The organism is Shewanella psychropiezotolerans (assembly GCF_007197555.1).
Taxonomy (GTDB): domain Bacteria; phylum Pseudomonadota; class Gammaproteobacteria; order Enterobacterales; family Shewanellaceae; genus Shewanella; species Shewanella psychropiezotolerans.
This window is the reverse complement of sequence record NZ_CP041614.1, coordinates 1,935,052-1,953,490: the sequence shown is the minus strand read 5'-3', so window position 1 is coordinate 1,953,490 and position 18,439 is coordinate 1,935,052. Positions and strand designations below refer to the sequence as shown.

13 protein-coding genes are annotated in these 18,439 nt (G+C 48.5%); all 13 read right to left on the bottom strand.

What is annotated here, in order from left to right; translation table 11 throughout:
• Positions 1 to 76: 76 nt before the first annotated feature.
• Entirely contained in the window at positions 77 to 1,453 is a 1,377-nt protein-coding gene (locus FM037_RS08650; protein ID WP_144045668.1) for an NCS2 family permease, read from the bottom strand.
• A gap of 222 nt (positions 1,454 to 1,675) precedes the next feature.
• The gene (gene guaD, locus FM037_RS08645) at positions 1,676 to 2,992 is read right to left on the bottom strand and encodes a guanine deaminase (RefSeq protein WP_144045667.1); all 1,317 of its coding nucleotides are present in this window, start codon (positions 2,990 to 2,992) and stop codon (positions 1,676 to 1,678) included.
• Between the two features lie 65 nt (positions 2,993 to 3,057).
• Positions 3,058 to 4,470, bottom strand: a complete 1,413-nt coding sequence (locus FM037_RS08640) for a nucleobase:cation symporter-2 family protein (RefSeq protein ID WP_144045666.1) — start codon at positions 4,468 to 4,470, stop codon at positions 3,058 to 3,060.
• Positions 4,471 to 4,630: 160 nt separating this feature from the next.
• Entirely contained in the window at positions 4,631 to 7,501 is a 2,871-nt protein-coding gene (locus FM037_RS08635) for a molybdopterin-dependent oxidoreductase Mo/Fe-S-binding subunit (RefSeq protein WP_144045665.1), read from the bottom strand.
• A 2-nt stretch (positions 7,502 to 7,503) separates the two neighbouring features.
• A complete protein-coding gene (ygfM, locus tag FM037_RS08630; RefSeq protein WP_144045664.1) occupies positions 7,504 to 8,298 on the bottom strand; it encodes a molybdopterin-dependent oxidoreductase FAD-binding subunit in 795 nt (264 codons plus the stop codon).
• A gap of 371 nt (positions 8,299 to 8,669) precedes the next feature.
• Positions 8,670 to 9,128, bottom strand: a complete 459-nt coding sequence (gene pyrI / locus FM037_RS08625; protein ID WP_144045663.1) for an aspartate carbamoyltransferase regulatory subunit — start codon at positions 9,126 to 9,128, stop codon at positions 8,670 to 8,672.
• Positions 9,128 to 10,060, bottom strand: coding sequence for an aspartate carbamoyltransferase (pyrB, locus tag FM037_RS08620; RefSeq protein WP_144045662.1), 933 nt, complete (start codon positions 10,058 to 10,060; stop codon positions 9,128 to 9,130). The genes pyrI and pyrB overlap by 1 nt, the downstream gene beginning before the upstream one ends.
• A gap of 94 nt (positions 10,061 to 10,154) precedes the next feature.
• Positions 10,155 to 11,006, bottom strand: a complete 852-nt coding sequence (locus tag FM037_RS08615; RefSeq protein ID WP_144045661.1) for an FAD binding domain-containing protein — start codon at positions 11,004 to 11,006, stop codon at positions 10,155 to 10,157.
• Positions 11,000 to 11,482, bottom strand: a complete 483-nt coding sequence (locus FM037_RS08610; protein WP_144045660.1) for a (2Fe-2S)-binding protein — start codon at positions 11,480 to 11,482, stop codon at positions 11,000 to 11,002. The genes FM037_RS08615 and FM037_RS08610 overlap by 7 nt, the downstream gene beginning before the upstream one ends.
• The gene (locus tag FM037_RS29240) at positions 11,479 to 12,249 is read right to left on the bottom strand and encodes a xanthine dehydrogenase family protein molybdopterin-binding subunit (RefSeq protein WP_267874889.1); all 771 of its coding nucleotides are present in this window, start codon (positions 12,247 to 12,249) and stop codon (positions 11,479 to 11,481) included. The genes FM037_RS08610 and FM037_RS29240 overlap by 4 nt, the downstream gene beginning before the upstream one ends.
• Positions 12,250 to 12,263: 14 nt before the next feature.
• Complete coding sequence (locus FM037_RS08605) at positions 12,264 to 13,667, bottom strand: xanthine dehydrogenase family protein molybdopterin-binding subunit (protein WP_267874870.1); 1,404 nt, start codon at positions 13,665 to 13,667, stop codon at positions 12,264 to 12,266.
• A gap of 183 nt (positions 13,668 to 13,850) precedes the next feature.
• A complete protein-coding gene (gene ssnA, locus FM037_RS08600) occupies positions 13,851 to 15,179 on the bottom strand; it encodes a putative aminohydrolase SsnA (RefSeq protein WP_144045659.1) in 1,329 nt (442 codons plus the stop codon).
• An 11-nt stretch (positions 15,180 to 15,190) separates the two neighbouring features.
• Positions 15,191 to 18,301, bottom strand: a complete 3,111-nt coding sequence (gene ygfK / locus FM037_RS08595; RefSeq protein WP_144045658.1) for a putative selenate reductase subunit YgfK — start codon at positions 18,299 to 18,301, stop codon at positions 15,191 to 15,193.
• Between the last annotated feature and the right edge of the window lie 138 nt (positions 18,302 to 18,439).

Sequence of the window (18,439 nt, the reverse complement as noted above, 5' to 3'; positions counted from 1 at the left end):
TTTTTTTAAGTGGTTAAACTTGTGTAAAGTAACTCTTTATATCATGACTCAGTTTTAAAGCTGAGTCAGACTAATACTAAATCGCCCAACCGCCAATATAAAATGCAACTAATGTAATGGTAATAATAACCGTACCTAGGTTGAGTTTCTTCCATTCACCTGAAGTCACCCGCCCTATCACCAGCACTAAAAATCCCAGCATGATGCCGGTAACAATATTACTGGTCAGCACGATAAACACGGCGCACATCAAACCAGATAATGCATCCACCGAATCCTTGAAATCTAACTTGCTGACATTAGACATCATCAAGAGTCCGACATACATCAAGGCTGGTGCTGTGGCATAAGCCGGAACCAGATAACTAAGCGGTGCCAAAAATAACATACAGATAAACAAGCCACCTACCACAGTGGCAGTTAAACCTGTCTTGCCGCCTGCGGCAGTACCCGCTGCTGACTCTATATAGACCGCAGCCGGTGCACCACCGACCATGCCAGCAAAAATACTAGTCACAGAGTCAGAAGTCAGCGCCTTGCCACCATTGATGATCTGCCCATCCTTATCCAGCAGATTGGCCTGACCGGCTACCGCACGAATGGTACCCGTAGCATCAAAGATAGCGGTCATCACCAGAGCAAATACCGTGGGCAAGATCATAGGGTTCAACGCCCCCATGACATCCATAGTGCCAATCAGGGAGTTCTCACCACCAAAGTCAGGCATGGCAAATAAGCCTTGATAAACCACATTAGGATCGAAGATAAGACCAAATACCGAGATAGCCACGATCACAAGTAAGATACCGCCAGGTACGCGGAGTTTCTCCAGCCCCAAGATGGCCGCAAGACCTATCACGGACATCAACACCGACAATGAAGTGAATTCACCTAATGCAATGGGCAAACCTTCATGGGGATTTTTTATCACCAGTCCTACACCATTGGCGGCGATGAGCAGTAAAAACAAGCCGATGCCGATGCCAGTACCGTGAGCGATACCAAATGGAAGATTAGTTAAGATCCATTGACGAATACCGGTCACGGTAATGCCGGTAAACACGACCCCCATAAGGAAGACTGCACCTAAGGCAACAGGAATACTGACCCCTTGCCCCAGCACCAGACTGAATGCAAGAAATGCCGTGAGTGAGATGGCACAACCAATGGCCATCGGCAGTTTTGCCCATAAGCCCATCAGCAGGGAACCAAACGCGGCGATCAGACAGGTAGCGATAAAAACGGCGCCAGGATCAAACCCTGCGATACCCAACATACTGGGCACCACGATAACCGAATAAACCATAGCCAAGAAAGTGGTCACACCGGCAATTAACTCTTGCCGGACCGTGCTCCCTCGTTCGGTTATCTCGAAGTAATTGTCTAGCGGACTCTTTGAAGCTAACTGAGTTTGTTCTAATGATTCATTTCCAACTGTATTACTATCGGTCATATCATTGCTTCCTTTTTGCCACAAAATATGAGCCTTGATAACATCATGCGAGTGTCTACTCAGACTTCAAGCAATGGCGCCAGGGTATAGAACGACGAAGATTTATACCTTGGCTTGATGTTAAAATTAAAGTTCAATATGACTATTGAGCTTTTATTTTCGGCCCATACTTCCACATATACTCGGCTGCAACAGCCGAGTATTCCAATTTCTGACTCGCGCTTAATTGCGTGCGTAGACTAATTGTCCATCGACATAGGTACGATAGATGCTGCGATCATCACTTAAGGTAATGAGCACAAACAGCTCATCGGCGAGCGACTTAGAGTTGTCATATCTCAATTGCTGTAAAGGGGTCGCGCAGGGATCGATAACCACAAAGTCGGCTTCCTTACCTATCTCAAAGTTACCGATCAGGTGATCTAAAGACAGAGACTTAGCCCCGCCTAATGTCGCCAGATAGAAGGCCTCGAATGCAGACAAACGATAGTCCTGCAGTTGCATCACCTTGTAGGCTTCATTCAGGGTCTGCATCATGCTAAAGGTGGTTCCCGCACCAATATCGGTGCCGACGCCTACCTTGACCTTACGCTTCCAGGCTTCCTGTAACTTAAACAGGCCGCTGCCGAGATACAGGTTTGATGTAGGACAGAAAGAAACCGCTGAATCTGTCTCATGCAGACAATCCCACTCACAATCTTCGAGGTGAATGCTGTGGGCAAATATACTCTTAGGTCCCGTGAGCCCATGGTGATGATAGACATCTAAATAGCTGGCACGCTCAGGAAACAGCTCTTTAACCCACTTAATTTCATCCTTATTTTCACACAGATGAGTGTGTACATAAGTATCGGGAAACTCTTGCTTGAGTCTACCGGCGACATCGAGTTGCTCAGGGGATGAAGTCGGTGCGAAACGTGGCGTGATGGCATAGAGCAGACGTCCACGCTTATGCCACTTCTCAATCAGTTCCTTGCTCTGGTTGTAGCTAATCTCAGGCGTATCCAGCAGATAGTCAGGTGCATTCCTGTCCATCATCACCTTACCCGCTATCATGCGCATATTGATGTTTTCAGCCACTTCAAACAGTGAGTTAACTGACTCAGGATGCACGGTACCAAATACCATGGCCGTGGTTGTGCCGTTGCGCAGCAGTTGTTTTACAAAGAACTCAGACATCTCTTTGGCATAATCTTTGTCTTTGTAACGCGCCTCAGTGGGGAAAACATAGTTATCTAGCCATTCGAGTAACTGCTCACCATAGGCACCCACCATCTCAGATTGCGGATAGTGAATATGGGTGTCGATAAACCCGGGCATGACTATTTTCCCCGGATAACTGCGCACCCTGACATCTGCAGGGATCTTGTCTTTGCCCTCTTCCCAGGTGCCGATCCACTCTATGCGTCCATTGGCAACAAACATCAGGCCATCTTCAATAAACCTTAGATTTTTCTCGATATCAGCTGGATCATCGACCACACTCAAGATATCCAGAAACGAAGCTCTAATGACTTTTATCGTATGATTACATCCCATCCAAAACCTCAACTTATCTCTTATTATCAATAGATTGCGTTAAAACACAGACTAAAACTCAATATTTAATTGTTATAATTCGTTTTTTCATCTAATTCAGACAGATTGTCGGCTTCAGACAGGTTGTCAGCTTCACTCTCTTCAATCTGCTCTTTCAACGACTCGCGTTTCTCTGCCGTACACTGAACTTCATCGGAGCGACTGACCCTAAGTACCAGGTTAAGCAGCAACGCCACTAATGAGCCTGCTGTGATACCTGAGCTGAAGATCACCCTAATTGAGTCGGGAAAACTGTGGAGGATTTCGGGGCGGAAGGTTACTGCCATACCAAAGGCGACACCTACAGCTATGATCATCATGTTGCGCTTAGTGAAGTTAATGCGAGCTAAGATACCGATACCCGCTGAGATGATCATGGCGAACATCACCAGGCCAGCACCACCGAGCACGGGAGAAGGTATGGTGACAACCAGGGCACCGATCTTGGGGAATAGTCCGGCGAACACCATGATAAGGCCGGTTAGTGCCACCACATGTCGGCTGGCCACCCCGGTTATCGAGACTATGCCTACATTTTGGCTAAAAGATGAGAATGGTGTGGTCCCTAAGGTCGATGCCAAGGCGCTGCCCAGACCGTCACATAAGATGCCCTTGGAAAGCTTACTACCGGTCAACTTAGTATTGGTCGCATCACTCAGGGCTAAGAAATCTCCGGTGGACTCCATGATAGTGACCAGGTAGGCGATAGACATGCCTATTATGCCGCTGATGGTAAAACTGAGACCGAAGGGAAGTAGACTGGGTAAGGCAAATACCGGTGCACTACCCACTGGAGAGAAGTCGACAATTCCTAAGATGATCGCAACCAGATAGCCAACAAACATACCGATAACGATGGCGGCGGCAGAGACTATGCCCTTGCCTAGCTGTGATAAGACGATGACCACCACTAACACCAGCAAGCCCAGCAGCAGGTTATTATAATCTCCATAGCCCTCCTGGCCGACAAAACCACCGGCGAACCAATCTACAGCCACAGGTAAAATCGTTAAGCCAATAAGCAAGACTACTGTGCCAGAGACTACGGGAGGAAATAACTTTCTGATCTGCGGCATAAAACGACTGCCAATAATCATCACTAGCGAGCCTATTAACGCCGAGCCAAAAATCGCCGAGACCCCGGATTCCAGACCGATGGAGATAGAGATGGCAACAAAGGTAAAACTGGTGCCCATCACCACGGGTAAACGTATTCCAACCGGGCCTGCACCTTTACACTGAATAATGGTCACCAGGCCCGAGACCATTAATGCGGCATTAACCAGGATAACCATCTCATCTGTGGCCATACCTATGGCGGAACCAACCACTAGAGGGACAGCAACAATCGCCCCCATAGCGGCTAACATATGCTGCAGTGCCAACACAATACTGACACCCATTGGGGGTTTATCTTCAATCTTATATAACAGTTTCATCTCGAATCCTTATCTAAACTTGGTGGTAAGTCATGCGCTAAGACATCAACAAACTTGGTGGGTTTTTAAGTAAACTTCAGATCAAACAGGAACAATTAAGGTGTAAAATTGAGGGCGAACGCGGCAAATGTCGCGTACGCCCTTAGCTCTCCTCAGGGGGTTATAATTTATTCAGTCCTTCGAGGACTTTTTCGGGAGTGAAATGCCAGTCGCGGATCCACACGCCACAGGCATCATGAATAGCCGATGCAATAGCGGGCGCTGCTCCGTTGACCCCGATTTCAGAGATAGACTTAGCCCCGTAAGGACCCACTTTGTCGTCACTCGGAACCAGTACCGCCTTAAATTCCTTAGGAATATCGCCAATCATAGGCGCACCATAACTCTTAAGGTCGCGGGTTAGCGGGATACCATTTTCATCGTAGATAAGCTCTTCGGTTAAGCTGTGACCGATAGCACGTAAACTGGCACCATAGATCTGGCCTAGGGCAAGGTTTGGATTGATAGGAGTACCGCAATCGAGCAAGGCATGGAACTTCTCCAGCTTGATTTCACCGGTACGGACATTGACCGCCACTTCGGTAAAGTTGGCACCATAGGGGAAGGCGAACAGTGAGGTCGTGTAACAACCGTTGGCCAGTAACTGTCCCCAACCTGTGCCGCTCTCGGCGCGACGGGCAATATCGAAGTAGCTGACTTCACCTTGCTTACCTTTAACCACGCCGGGCGCCGCAAGAACCACATCTTCGACGGCCTCATCCAACATCTCGGCGCCACAGGTTAAGATCTTAGTGCGCATGGCTTCGGCAGCAATTTTGGCGGCATTGCCGGAGAAACAGGTACCCGAAGAGGCGTAAGCGCCCTTATCGAATGGGGCATGATCGGTATCACCCGAGTGTATGGTGATCTCATCGATGGGACAGCGCAGCACCTCGGCGGTGAGTTTGGCTACCACAGTATCGAGTCCGGTACCGATATCGGCACCACCGGAGTGAACGATGAAGGTGCCATCGGATGCCATCTTAATCGAACAGTTAGCCTGATCGATATCTGGAATGCCCGATTTTTGTTGAATAATCGCCACTCCGCGACCAATTCGCCAATCACCATCCGCTTGCTTGTCACCATCCCAGTTAATCAGCTCACGTCCCTGCTTAAGAATTGGCTCTAGGGCACAACTCAGGGCTCTTGGCGCCGTTGCCGGCATCTTACCTTCACCGATAGCCGCCAAGATCTTAAGTTCCTGACCCTCACGAACTCGGTTGATCTCGACCATATCCAGATGATCAATACCCAGAACTTCGGCCATCTCAGCCATCGCCATGGTTAAGGCGAAGTTACCCTTAGGCGCACCATAGCCCTGATAAGCACCTGTCGGGCAGATATTGGAGTAGTAAGTCGTCACACGAAAATCGACGTTATCACACGGGTATAGTGGCAATGACAAGGCTGGACCATTACAAGGCACCGTCAGGGCGTGGTTACCGTAAGGACCTGTGTTAGCCAGAAAATCCATATCGATCGCGGTCAAAGTACCGTCTTTCTTGGCACCAATTTTTACATGCACCTTAGCCACGTGACGGGTAGAGTTAGCGATAAACTCCTCTTCACGTGTGTAGTGAAAATACACGCCTCTGCCAGTGATCCAAGTCGCCCAACCACAGACATCTTGCAGCAAGATATCTTGCTTAGAGCCAAAACCACCGCCGACACGCTCCTTGACGATATGCACCTTGTTCTGCTTAACACCGATAATTTTAGCCACCTGACGACGCACATGCCAAGGCACCTGAGTCGAGTCGTGCATCACCAGACGATCGCCATCCATATAGCTATAACAGATGTGAGTTTCCGTCGGTAGCTGCTGTACCTGCTTAGACTCATAGGTACGCTCTATGACATGATCGGCCTCGCTAAAACCTTTGTTGATATCACCGATATGGCCACGAATACTCGCCGCTATATTTTTCCGCGGAAAACAGCCAATGGGGAAGTTAAGGATCACCTTACCGTCTCTGATATCGGCATTTTCATTTTGTTCAGCCAAGTCATCGGGGGCGCCAACAACATACTCTATGGGACCATTGTGGATAATGGGCGCATCGGCGGCACGGGCCTCATCTATGCTGATAACAGGCTTGAGGACGTCATATTTAACCTCAATCAGCTCCAGAGCCCGTTCGGCTATCTCAACGGATTCGGCCACCACGGCGGCGACCCTATCACCCACATGACGTAGTTTTTGACAAAACATGCGTCTATCTAATGGCGAAGGCTCTGGGGCACTCTGCCCACCTGGGGTGTAAGGAATATCCGGACAATTCTTATAGGTGATGACAGTCACCACCCCCTCCAAAGCTTCGGCTTTAGTGACATCTAAGTGAGTGAGCCAGGCATGGGCATGTGGACTGCGGAGCATCTTTATCACGCAAGCATCTTTAGGGATCCTATCTTCTACATAACAAGGTTTCGCCTGCACCATTTTGGCCGAGTCTAGCTTAGGGGTGTTCTTACCGATAAAGGTGAGATCGTCTCTGAACTCTGGCGCGTACTGCTTATCATGCTCTGGGTCTTTCAGGCGGTTTACTGCTAACTCGATCACTTCATAATATTGCTGGTAGCCAGCATCACGGCTAAATATGCCGGTCAAAGCATCGTCTATCTCGTCACGATTTGGATTCGGGTTATCCTTTAACAGCTCAGTTAAGATCAGAGCCATGGCGGGATCGTTATATCCCGATTGCACCACACCCACGTCGATCATCGCTTGCTGGACATGGTTCAGCTGGTTCCACTTACCTAATGATTCGGCCGTATAGATCTCGGCGCCCTCAAGCTGAGCCGCGATCAACAAGGAAGCGTTCAGTAGACGGCCATCGACTAATATCACGTCGGAACCTGCAAAACCAAAACCGTCATCACTGTTACGTACGGAGCGAAAACCTGCCTTGTTCAGTAAGGTTTGGACATTATCACCAAGACGACAAGCAAGTTCTTGCTGGCGATCATTTATTGTTAGGTTAATACTCATCACTAAGCCTCCTTTACTAGACGTTGGCATTCGGCAAGTAAATCAGTCACTAAGATGCCTGAAATATATTGTTTATAATCGACGCTGCCGCGAATATCAGCCTCTGGAAATACTGAGTTTGCCACCGCTTTTTCAAGTTGTTCATCAGTTAACTTTTGTGCTTCGACGTCTCTTAATCGAACAGGAATGCTGTAACCAGCTCTGCGTGGTGAGACACCATCGATGGCGATCACGCTGTCACCAGCCTGGTCTAAAGATACGGCCACATTGATAATAGAGAGGCCCGCCGCTGAGCGAGTCATGTTGTAGGCCAGACAAACCAAGTTGACATCCGGGATCACGACTTGAAGGATCAAGCCACGGCTGGCACTTTCCAGATAATCTTCGATCCCCATCTCTCCAACGTCGGCCGTCACGATGCGCGCCTTAAGGGCTATCAAGACAGGCAACAATAAGGCTTCTTCTTGAAAGGCGGCGATCTCTCCGCCAATAGTGGCTTGATTACGTAGATGTTTTGAATAAATGAATTTTGCAGCCTGCTTTAGACCATAAGGAGTTAACTCATTTTCCAGCACAGACTGAACCCGACACATGGCATCGATATACAGGGAGTTGCCGCGCAATTCAATGGTTTCCAGGGCTAAGTTATTCAGAGAAATCGCGACAGTTTTTTTAGTCAGACTCGGTCTGGCATTGAGTTTTGAGCCACCAGCAAACCAAGTAGCATTGGCTGCGTGCTCCTTCATTAAATTCAGAGCTTGGTCCGCGCTGCTCGGCTTTAAAAAGTGTTCAATCATAGTACTTTCCTTCTCAAATAAGCCTATTTTTCAACCAGTATTAAATGATTTAAAAATAAGTGATGCAATTGAGCTAACTAGTGGCAACATTTACGCCAGAATCAGGATTGACTTGGTTATTGTTTTTTTTTGTGATTCGGGTCAAGTTTATGCCGCCGTCGATGAGACTCTTGACGCTATACGGCAGCATAGCGACCTAGATTCAACTCTCAGCAGGAGAAATTAGCCTGATAAAGCACGAAATAAAGGGGGGAGATGGGACGGAAGCGGACGATTAATATCAAGGGCTATCAAAATAATAATAAGGGCTATCACTTTGATAGTGATAGCCCAAGCTGGATAAGTTTGGCCACAGTAAAACTCTGGTGCGACTAATGAAACTCGCGGAACACTCCGGAAATAAATGATTTCTCACAGTAATGACACTTCAGCTTAACCCCGATGCGCTCTTGCTTAATATTGAAGCGACTGTCGACGGGTTCATTATGGCTGATACAGTTGCTATTAGGACAGGTCAACACCCCAGAGATACGCTCGGGGATAGCCACTTTAAACTTGTCTACCACGTCAAAATTTTCGATCACATTGATGGTCGCCTCAGGTGCAAACAGGGCTAACTGGTTGGCCTGATTTTGATCGAATACCGTATGCTCAATCTTGATCAGATCTTTAAAGTCGCCGCTACTGGTCGGCAAGTTGAAACCTATGGTGAGACGCTGTTGCCCCTTGGAGAGTTCAAAAAACTTCAGGATTTTAATCCCTTGCCCGGGTGCGATATGGTCGATAACGGTTCCATTTTCAATGGCTTCGACTTTTAAATGCTTCTTCATTACTCATCTCCATATTCGTTGGTCAGCACTAAGGCGAGCAGCGCTTGGCGAGCATAGACGCCATTTTCAGCCTGCTGAAAGTAATAAGCATAAGGGGTGTAGTCTACATCTGTGGTGATCTCATCCACCCTGGGCAATGGGTGTAATACCTTAAGATTGTCTTTCACTCCCTCCAACATCTTAGCGCTCAAGATAAAACTGGATTTCAAATGCTGATATTCAGTTTCATCGAAGCGTTCCTTCTGCACCCGAGTCATATACAAGATATCTAAGTTATCGACCACGCCGTCTAAGGTGTCATGCAGGGTAAATTTACACCCTTTGGCATTAAGCTCATCGATAATGTAATCGGGCATCGACAGTGCAGAGGGGGCAATGAAGTGGAACTCACAATCAAACAGAGATAATGCCTGGGTCAGAGAATGCACAGTACGACCATATTTCAGATCACCCACGAAGGCCACCTGCAGCTTATCTAAGGTGCCTTGGGTCTCATAGATACTGAACAGGTCGAGTAAGGTTTGAGTCGGATGCTGATTCGAACCATCGCCGCCATTGATCACCGGAACCGAAGAGAACTCACTGGCAAGACGGGCAGCGCCTTCTTGATTGTGGCGCATAAAAAACGCGTCGCAGTAGGAGGAGATCACCTTTACCGAATCGGCCAAAGTTTCACCTTTTTTGCCTAAGGAAGTATTACCACTATCGGGGAAACCGATAATGCTGCCCCCTAGTCGATGAACCGCGGTCTCGAAAGACAGGCGAGTTCGCGTCGAGGCTTCAAAGAAACAGCTGGCGATGACACTGTTTTTCAATAGTTCAGGATTAGGTTTTTTTTTCAGTTTATTGGCGGTAGAAACAATAAGTTCTAATTCAGAACGTGAGAGATCGGAGATAGAGATTATATGTTTATTATATAAGGGGTTACTCATTCTTGCAGTGTCCTTTTCCGACGATGAAATCGGAGGAGAATTGTACCCCTTTTAGGTCAATGAGTATAGTGATATACACTCATTGACCTATGATTTACCCTATATTTTCCAGCCATCGTCGCAAGAGGTTGAGTGCCGCACATCGGCGATACTCGGCGGTTGAACGGTGATCATCGATAGGGGCTATCTTCTGGCTATAAAAATCGACGATCTTGTCGATGGTTTCCGCTTGTTGTAATACGTCCGCACTCTGCCCAATCAAGCCCTGCTCAAACTCGACATTTCGGACCACTGTTGGCCCTATGGCGCCGAATGTCAGTCGCCAATCCTGGATAATGCCCGATTCTATTCGCACCCCGGCTAATATCGACAACTTAGTGAGCGCATTGGCTTTGCGGGTCCCGACCTTATGATATAAATAGTCATCAAACATTGGCAGAGTCAGGCTTACCTTAGTCACTATCTCATCGGCTAACCTCTGCGTCTGACCGGGACCCGAGATAAACTCCTCTATAGCTAACTCCCTTTTACCGCCGGGACTGCCGAGCTCGATACGCGCATCGAGCAGATACAGGGCGGGCAACATGTCAGCCGCGGGCGATGCATTGCAGATATTACCCACTAAGGTAGCCCGGTTACGCAGGGCCGGCGCTGCGATTCGCCTAGCCGCATCTTTAATCATGAAGGGAACAGACTCGTGAGCAATCAACTCGTATAATGTCACCCCAGCCCCTATCACTAGCCTAGGCTCACTGGTTTTATTATCGAGCTCAATCCCCTTGATCTCGGCAATATCATCGAGAAACACCACAGCATTATCGCTGTCACCATAGTGAGCCATTCCCTGCACCATAAGATCTGTGCCACCAGCAAATAACGTAGCGCAGTATATTGCATTCAACTCAAGCGCTTGCTCTAACTTAGTCGGACGATAGATATTTACCATAGACCTTCTCCCTTTCTGGCCGCAATTTTACCCGCTTCGACTATCATGGCGTAACCGGTACAGCGACACAGATTGCCGGCTAACGCTTCCCTTATCTGCTTATCCGTTGGCGTAATACTCGCACAGACACGATTATCCAGCAGGTGATAGAGGGCTAATACCATGGCTGGCGAACAGAAGCCGCACTGTACGCCCTTTGCCTCTAGCAGAGCATCGATAACGCACAGCCCCTTCGGCGTATCCCTTAAGCCTTCTAAGGTCACCAAGGCCGTTCCTTTCGCTTGGATGGTGGGGATTAAACAGGTATTGACCAGCTGGTTATCCATGATGATCGAACATGAACCACACTCACCTTCACCGCAGCCCTGCTTCGCCGAGGTCATCCCTAGTCGTTCTCTTAAGGTATGCAGTAGAGGCTGCAGTGGATCGACATCCACCTTGACTGCCTGGCCATTAAGCTTGAAACAAATCTTCATCGCGCTACTCCTTGAGTCTTGCCCCTTGTAACCGTTATATTGCTGAGGCATTGCTTCTTCGCCCCATAGAGGAGATCACACACCACCTCTGGCGTAATAGGGATCGATGAAATAGGCAGGCCGATAGCACTCTCAACCGCGGCACAATAAGCCGCAGCGCCGCCATTATGGGTCAACTCGCCTCCCCCTTTAGCGCCCTTAGGCCCATATTTGTAAGGATTATCGACTAATGCGCTGCTGATCGCGGGCACATCCATCGACGTAGGTATCACATAATCGGCCATGGTGGTTTGTTGGAATTTACCCTCACTGTCTAAGGTCATCCGCTCTAAACTGCCATAGCCCAGCGCCTGTACCAGACCACCGTCTATCTGGCCCTTAAATACCATTTCATCTATCGCATGGCCCACATCGTAGATGGCCCACAGGCCGGTGATCTCAGTTTCCCCCGTGGCTGGGTCCAACTCGATCTCAACGATATTCATGCCATAGCTGGTCACCTGATAGGCATTTCCCTCAAACTTTTCTTGATCCCATTTATGGTAACTGGGCTTTTTATAATCTTCTTCGACGCATTGCTCGGTACCATTTATCCAGATACTGGCCAATTTCTTTGCGGCGACCTCGATAAGGTAGCCCACGATGACGATTGAACGCGATGCGACTGTGGGTCCGGAATCAGGCACCACACCGGTATCGGCTCTCGCGAGTCTGACTGAGGTTAATGGCACTTTCAGCGCATCGGCGACAATTTGACAAAAGGTCAGGCTGAGTCCCTGGCCTAAATCTGTGTTAGAGACCTGGATCTCAACCTCATTATCGGCCCCTTCACCAGACGCACTTTGGCCTTGACTAAGGTATCTTCGAGATCCCCGGCGAAACCACAGCCATGCTGAAACATCGCCAAGCCGATCCCTGTTAACAGGTCACCGTTCTTTGACTGCTGGCGGTAGGCTTTGGCCTTCTCATGGTAATCACTGGCCTCACAGATCTGCTCATACATCTGCTCGAGCACTAAGTCACCGAAGATGCTAGCCCCGGTTAGCGTCGTCGAGTCTGTGTTTAACAGATGATCATGTTTAAAGTCCGCCGGCTCCAAGCCAAGTTGCTTGGCAACATGACTAAGGTGGGTCTCTATGCCGAAGCACGTTTGAGGGGAACCAAAGCCTCTAAAGGCACCGTTAGGTGAGGTGTTTGTCGCCCAGGCCGTGGCATCGACTCGCACATTGTCAATCTCGTAGACATTGATACAACTGGTGATCGCCCTCTGTAGCACTATGCCTGATAGACTCAGGTAAGCCCCCGAGTTTATATCCACCTTCACTTCCATGGCGACTATCTTGCCCTGTTTATCGACTCCGGTGCGGTAATGAAAATCGATAGGGTGGCGCTTCGAGGTGAAGGCAATATCTTCACTACGGGGCAGGACGAGTCTTATGGGCTGACCCACACGCTCAACCGCGACACATAAGGCACCGGCAAGCACATCGGGATAGTCCTCTTTGCCACCGAAACCACCGCCTGTGGTGGCCTGAATCGCTCGTACCTTATTGTGACCCAGCACCACTGAGATACAATGATGAACATACCAGGGGCACTGCATCGAGCCTTCGATAACAATCTTGCCATCCAGTGGATAGCCGACCATGCCTTGTGGCTCCAGATACATATGCTCCTGATAGCTGGTAGACAGCATCTCTTCAAAAATATGCTCAGCCTGAGCAAAACCCCTGTTTACATCACCTTTATTGATCCTGTGGCTATCAAATTTATTGTCCTGGCCATGGATGGCACCATCAGTGAGTTTTTGCGAATCCGGGAGGGTGAAGGCAGGGGTGAGCGGCTGATACTCTACGTGTATTTTGTCTAAGATCTGCTCGAGAACCTTAATCTCGGGTCCCACCACAAGTAAGATAATTTGACCTAGATAACGCACTTCATCATCGGCGAAAACGGGCCAATCCGCCTCCACCATCTGCAGCACGTTGCGCCCAGGCACGTCTTTAGCGCCAAAGACAAAATAGCCTTCGGGTAAGTCCGGTAACCTAATACTTTCGATCTTACCTCTTGGGCATGAAGAGCGAAACAAGCGCCCTTCCAAAAGATTATCGAAATGACGGTCGGCAATAAACTTCGCATCTCCTGTAGCTTCTTGCCATTTGAATTGCGTTTTATCCCTTTTCATAACGTTTCTCTTCTTAGCTGTATTTGTGGTATTGCACCAGATACGTATTGCTAATGTGTGCATCCATGGGGCGATACCAAATGAAACACAATAATGAAAAAGGGAAAAAGTACCGGCTCTTAATATCGAGAGGCTCTATGCCTCTGTGAGCAATACTTCTTCCCTATTTCAAACGCTTAATGGTTAACTGAGCTTATCCATATTGGTCCAGATGCGTTGAGCTACTTTTCTTGCCTCAGCGTAGATTGGCGCAACATCGAATGGGAACTGGCGATCTTGGTAGACGAAGCGTCCCTCAACCATCACAGAGTTAACGTTACCGGCATTGATACCGAAGGCGATATGACCGGGTAAGTTATCTGCCAATAAAGGTGTAGGACTCATGTAATCTAAGATAGTGAGATCAGCCTTATTACCCGCTTCGAGTCGGCCGAACTTAGCACCGAAATTCTTGGCTAAGATATCGTTACCCAGCCATAGGTTACGCAGGAAGCTGTCGGGCCACAGTGGCCCGCCGCTGTCCCTGTGCTTGAAGAATGAGAACTTAAGCTCTTCAAACATATCGGCGCCGATACCGTCAGTGCCTAGCACGACATTATCGAACTTAGCCAGCTGATGGTTGTAACCCACATTGTTGTTCATGTTCGAGCGTGCATTGTGCGCCAGGAAGCCGCCACGAGCGTTCAAAATCTCAATATCTCTATCCGATAAGAACAGGCCGTGAGCCAGTAAGGTCTTATCATTGATCAAACCGAAGCTATCCAAACGCTCAACTATGTCTTGGCCATAATGATGATGACTGTGGGCCACATCATAGCGGTCTTCGGCGACATGAACATGGATACCACGACCTGTGACCTTGACGGCTTCGGCCATCATAGACAAACCTTCATTGGTCACTGTAAACGGTGCATGGGCACCGATATGGGCCTCAACCAGATAAGGTTCATCGCCCTTCTTCTTAGCCGCATCGATCAGTTGAGCGAAGGCGATATTTTCCTCGACGCCGGCTTGCATCTCTTTCATGCCAGCGTTTCTATCTGTGGTTTCATAACAGGTCATGCCACGTAGACCCGCCTTAATGAAACCGCTACGTAAGGTCTTAAGTGAGCCCGCGATATAGTTAGGCGATGCGTGGTGATCGATCACACTCGAGCAACCATTCTTAATCGCTTCAAGGGAACAGATTAGGCCACTGTAGTAGACTGCTTCCTCATCGAGGGCCAGATCCAGACGCCACCAAAGGTTCTTCAGGATGGAGATAAAGTCGGGGCTAGGCTTAATATCAGCCATCACCCCTCTCGCCAGGCCAGAATAGAAGTGATTATGGGAGCACACTATCCCAGGCATAACGAGTTTACCTTTCATATCCGTCACTTCTGCTTGCGGATATTCACTGCGCAGGTTTGATCCCACCTCTTTAATCGTAGTGCCATCAATAAGGATATCGACACCCTCTTTAACGAAACATGGCTCAAATTGAACAGCTGTTACATTTTGTAATAAAATCATAAGACTATTCCTTATTCACCTAGTTGACCAAGTAAGTAATCATGCTCGGTAACCACGAATTTAATGATGCGTGAAATATCACTTAAGCTGTCAGGTAGCGTAAAATACTTGCCATTATTTAGCTCACAGGTGTAGATCTCTTCATTGGCGCGAACCGTAAGACGTTCGTCTTCGACGAGGAAGCCGCTATTGTGACTGGCGTTCATGTCTGCTAACGAGTTGAAGATGGTCAACTTGTCATGGTAAGGACGGCCGTTCCACGGACAGAACTGAGCACAGTTACCACACTCGTTACAGTAGGCATCGATATGCAGTACCTGGAATTTATCTTTAAAGCCCGGGACTGCCAGTGAGATATTGGCACGGTTAGGACAGACATCCACACACTTAGAGCAGACATATGAACACTCCAGACAGCGCTTGGCTTCTTGCTCAATGAAGGCGTCCTGATCGTCGGAGTTAACCAGCTTAACTTGGATCTCGGCTTTACGCTGGTAGAGCTCTTCCACATCAAGATCTGAGATAACGCTATACTGACACTCAGTAACAGACTCTTTAGCAAGAATTGATGAAGCCGCTTTGCGACCACCTGAGATAGCCGATACGATAGATGAAGGACCCGTGTTCGCATCACCTATAAGGTAAACATTCTCGAGGCCTGTCTCGCCGGTATCGGCAGAGACGATTGGCCAGCCATCTTGACCCATAGGGATACCGATTTTGCTAAGCACATCGCAGTTACTCTGCTCACCGACGGCGGTGATTAAGGCATCGACATTGAGCTCAATAGTCCTATCGGTCGCCACTGGGCGGCGGCGTCCCTTAGCATCTTTCTCACCTAGCTCCATCACGCGAGCGACAAGCTTGCCATCTTGGCTTAATGACTCTGGGTTGGTGAGAAACATGAACTGCACGCCAGCGGCTAACGCTTCATCATACTCATCTTTATAGGCCGGCATCTCAGCGACAGTACGACGGTAAAGTACCGTGACTTGCTCAACGCCATCCACTTTCAGTGCCGCACGAGCACTGTCCATTGCCGTGTTACCCGCGCCAACCACAGCCACATGCTTACCTAGCTTGTTATCACGGCTATCGAAGAAGCCATTATTGTACTGGGCCAAGAATTCAAGTGACTTGAATACGTGAGTGTTGCCACCTTCGAGTGACATTGGGTTGCCTTTGTCGGCGCCTATGCCTACACAGATATACTTGAAGCCACTAGCGCGCAGTGCATCGACGGTTAAATCTGTCTTACAGCCATACTCTATGTTCACGCCATGGTTAGTGACAAACTCGATATCGTGCTCAATCGCTGCGGCTGGAATTCGAAAGTGAGGAATGATGTTCTTGACCACACCACCGGCATTGGCTTCTTTTTCAAAAATAGTCACAGGGTGACCCGCGCGCGCTAAGAAGTAAGCCGCTGACAGACCCGCTGGACCCGCGCCCAATACGGCGGCAGGCGCCTTATCCGTAAGACTCGGCTGATGCCACTTCGCCTTATATTCATCCCAACCTTTCTCCAGGGCGATCTTCTTCATCTCACGAATATTTAACGCGCCTTCATAGTCACGACGAGTACAGTTGTACTGACATTGATGGTCACAGATCTGACCCGTGATAGCAGGCAGCGCATTACGTGAGTAGATAACCTCGAGGGCCTCGGCATACTTTTTCTCGCCCATTAAGCGTAAATATTCTGGAATATCTTGGCTGATAGGACAGGCGGTAACACAAGGTGCAACCGAGCAGTCAGTTAAAGGCAGTGCCTTATTGACTGTGATATCTTCGGGGCCACGCCACTCTTTTTGGGTGTAGTCGACCGTCAGTGACTTCTTCGCCAGCTCAGCTAACTTAGGGATATTGACCTTAGTCATGCCCCACTCGCTGCTATTGGCGAGCTCGTTCACGCAATCGGTTAGGCGCATGTATCCACCAGGCTTAAGTAAGTCTGTCGCCATAGTGATGGGGCGGATACCCGCTTCGAAGATCTCTTTAATGTTGAACTTGCTCGCACCGCCAGAATAGGAGATCGGCAATTCACCATCGAACTCATTAGAGAGTTCGAGCGCCACATTGATAGAGAGGGGGAACAAGGCGCGACCCGACATATACATCTCTTTATCGGGTAGACGGCCTTTCTTGTTGATCGTGCCTAAGGTGTTAGTCAACTTAACGCCAAAGCCAATATTGAGCGTTTTACCGAGGTCGACCAAACGATGCAGCATGGCTTTAGCCCCATCGATCTGTAGATCATGACTAAACGACTCTTCGCTCAGTACCACATGGGTAAAACCTGCATTATCTAAGATTGAGCGTACACGCTTAAAACCTAATAAGGTTGGATTGAGTTTAACGAAGGTGTTTAGCTTCTTCTCTTCAAGCATGTACTGACAGATGGCTTCAATCTCAGCTGGCGGGCAACCATGCATGGTTGAAAGGGTGACGCCCTTAGAGATCTGTGGAGAAATAGCGTTAAGCAGGCCGTCGATTCGATTCGCCGCAACTTTAACCCCATATTTCTGCTCGAAATCACCAGCTGCAACGAAACACTTGAGCTGCTCAATATGCTGCACAAACAAGGGGTGCTTGCTGGAGTCGATCATATTATCGATAAAGGCCTGCATAGGCGCAGTCTTAATGCCGTCCAGATCGTAGCCAACACTCATATTAAATACAAATGACTTCTCTTCACCGTCAACAAGAGGCTGGAACACCTCTTCTAACAGATAAAGCGCAACCCAAGCTTTAACATACTCATCATACGCCTTAGGCAAGGTAAATTCGCTTGACCACTCGGTATTGAAGCACTCATCTTCCGCATCAATACACGGCTTAGCAATCTCTAAGGTATCGAGCTTTTGAACCGTTTTGAGCTCCATAAAACGACCGCCGGCTAACCATGAACAGATAATGTTCTGCGCTAGCTGGGTATGAGGACCCGCTGCTGGACCTACGGGTGTTTGGCAATTCTCACCCCAAACCGCGAGCTTATTAGCATCATTTTTACGATAAAACTGCTTGGCTGGGATCCCGAATATCGATTGACTCTGTTTGAACTCACTGAACATACGATGAAGTAGTTCGTCAAACGGGACGGGACGCATGATGTCTCCCATGGTAAATCTCCTGATTTCTGTGCTGTTGTTATCTACAAAGCCGCTACATTTCATCAAGCAATGATAAGGACTCTTAAGTTAGGAATGACCTTTGTTAAGCAGACAGGAGCAACTACCACGCCAAGGTGACATTTTTTA

Coding starts and splice junctions, on each gene's coding strand:
- FM037_RS08650 (WP_144045668.1), bottom strand. CDS start 1,453: ATGACCGATAGTAATACAGTTGGAAATGAATCATTAGAACAAACTCAG.
- guaD (WP_144045667.1), bottom strand. CDS start 2,992: ATGGGATGTAATCATACGATAAAAGTCATTAGAGCTTCGTTTCTGGAT.
- FM037_RS08640 (WP_144045666.1), bottom strand. CDS start 4,470: ATGAAACTGTTATATAAGATTGAAGATAAACCCCCAATGGGTGTCAGT.
- FM037_RS08635 (WP_144045665.1), bottom strand. CDS start 7,501: ATGAGTATTAACCTAACAATAAATGATCGCCAGCAAGAACTTGCTTGT.
- ygfM (WP_144045664.1), bottom strand. CDS start 8,298: ATGATTGAACACTTTTTAAAGCCGAGCAGCGCGGACCAAGCTCTGAAT.
- pyrI (WP_144045663.1), bottom strand. CDS start 9,128: ATGAAGAAGCATTTAAAAGTCGAAGCCATTGAAAATGGAACCGTTATC.
- pyrB (WP_144045662.1), bottom strand. CDS start 10,060: ATGAGTAACCCCTTATATAATAAACATATAATCTCTATCTCCGATCTC.
- FM037_RS08615 (WP_144045661.1), bottom strand. CDS start 11,006: ATGGTAAATATCTATCGTCCGACTAAGTTAGAGCAAGCGCTTGAGTTG.
- FM037_RS08610 (WP_144045660.1), bottom strand. CDS start 11,482: ATGAAGATTTGTTTCAAGCTTAATGGCCAGGCAGTCAAGGTGGATGTC.
- FM037_RS08605 (WP_267874870.1), bottom strand. CDS start 13,667: ATGAAAAGGGATAAAACGCAATTCAAATGGCAAGAAGCTACAGGAGAT.
- ssnA (WP_144045659.1), bottom strand. CDS start 15,179: ATGATTTTATTACAAAATGTAACAGCTGTTCAATTTGAGCCATGTTTC.
- ygfK (WP_144045658.1), bottom strand. CDS start 18,301: ATGGGAGACATCATGCGTCCCGTCCCGTTTGACGAACTACTTCATCGT.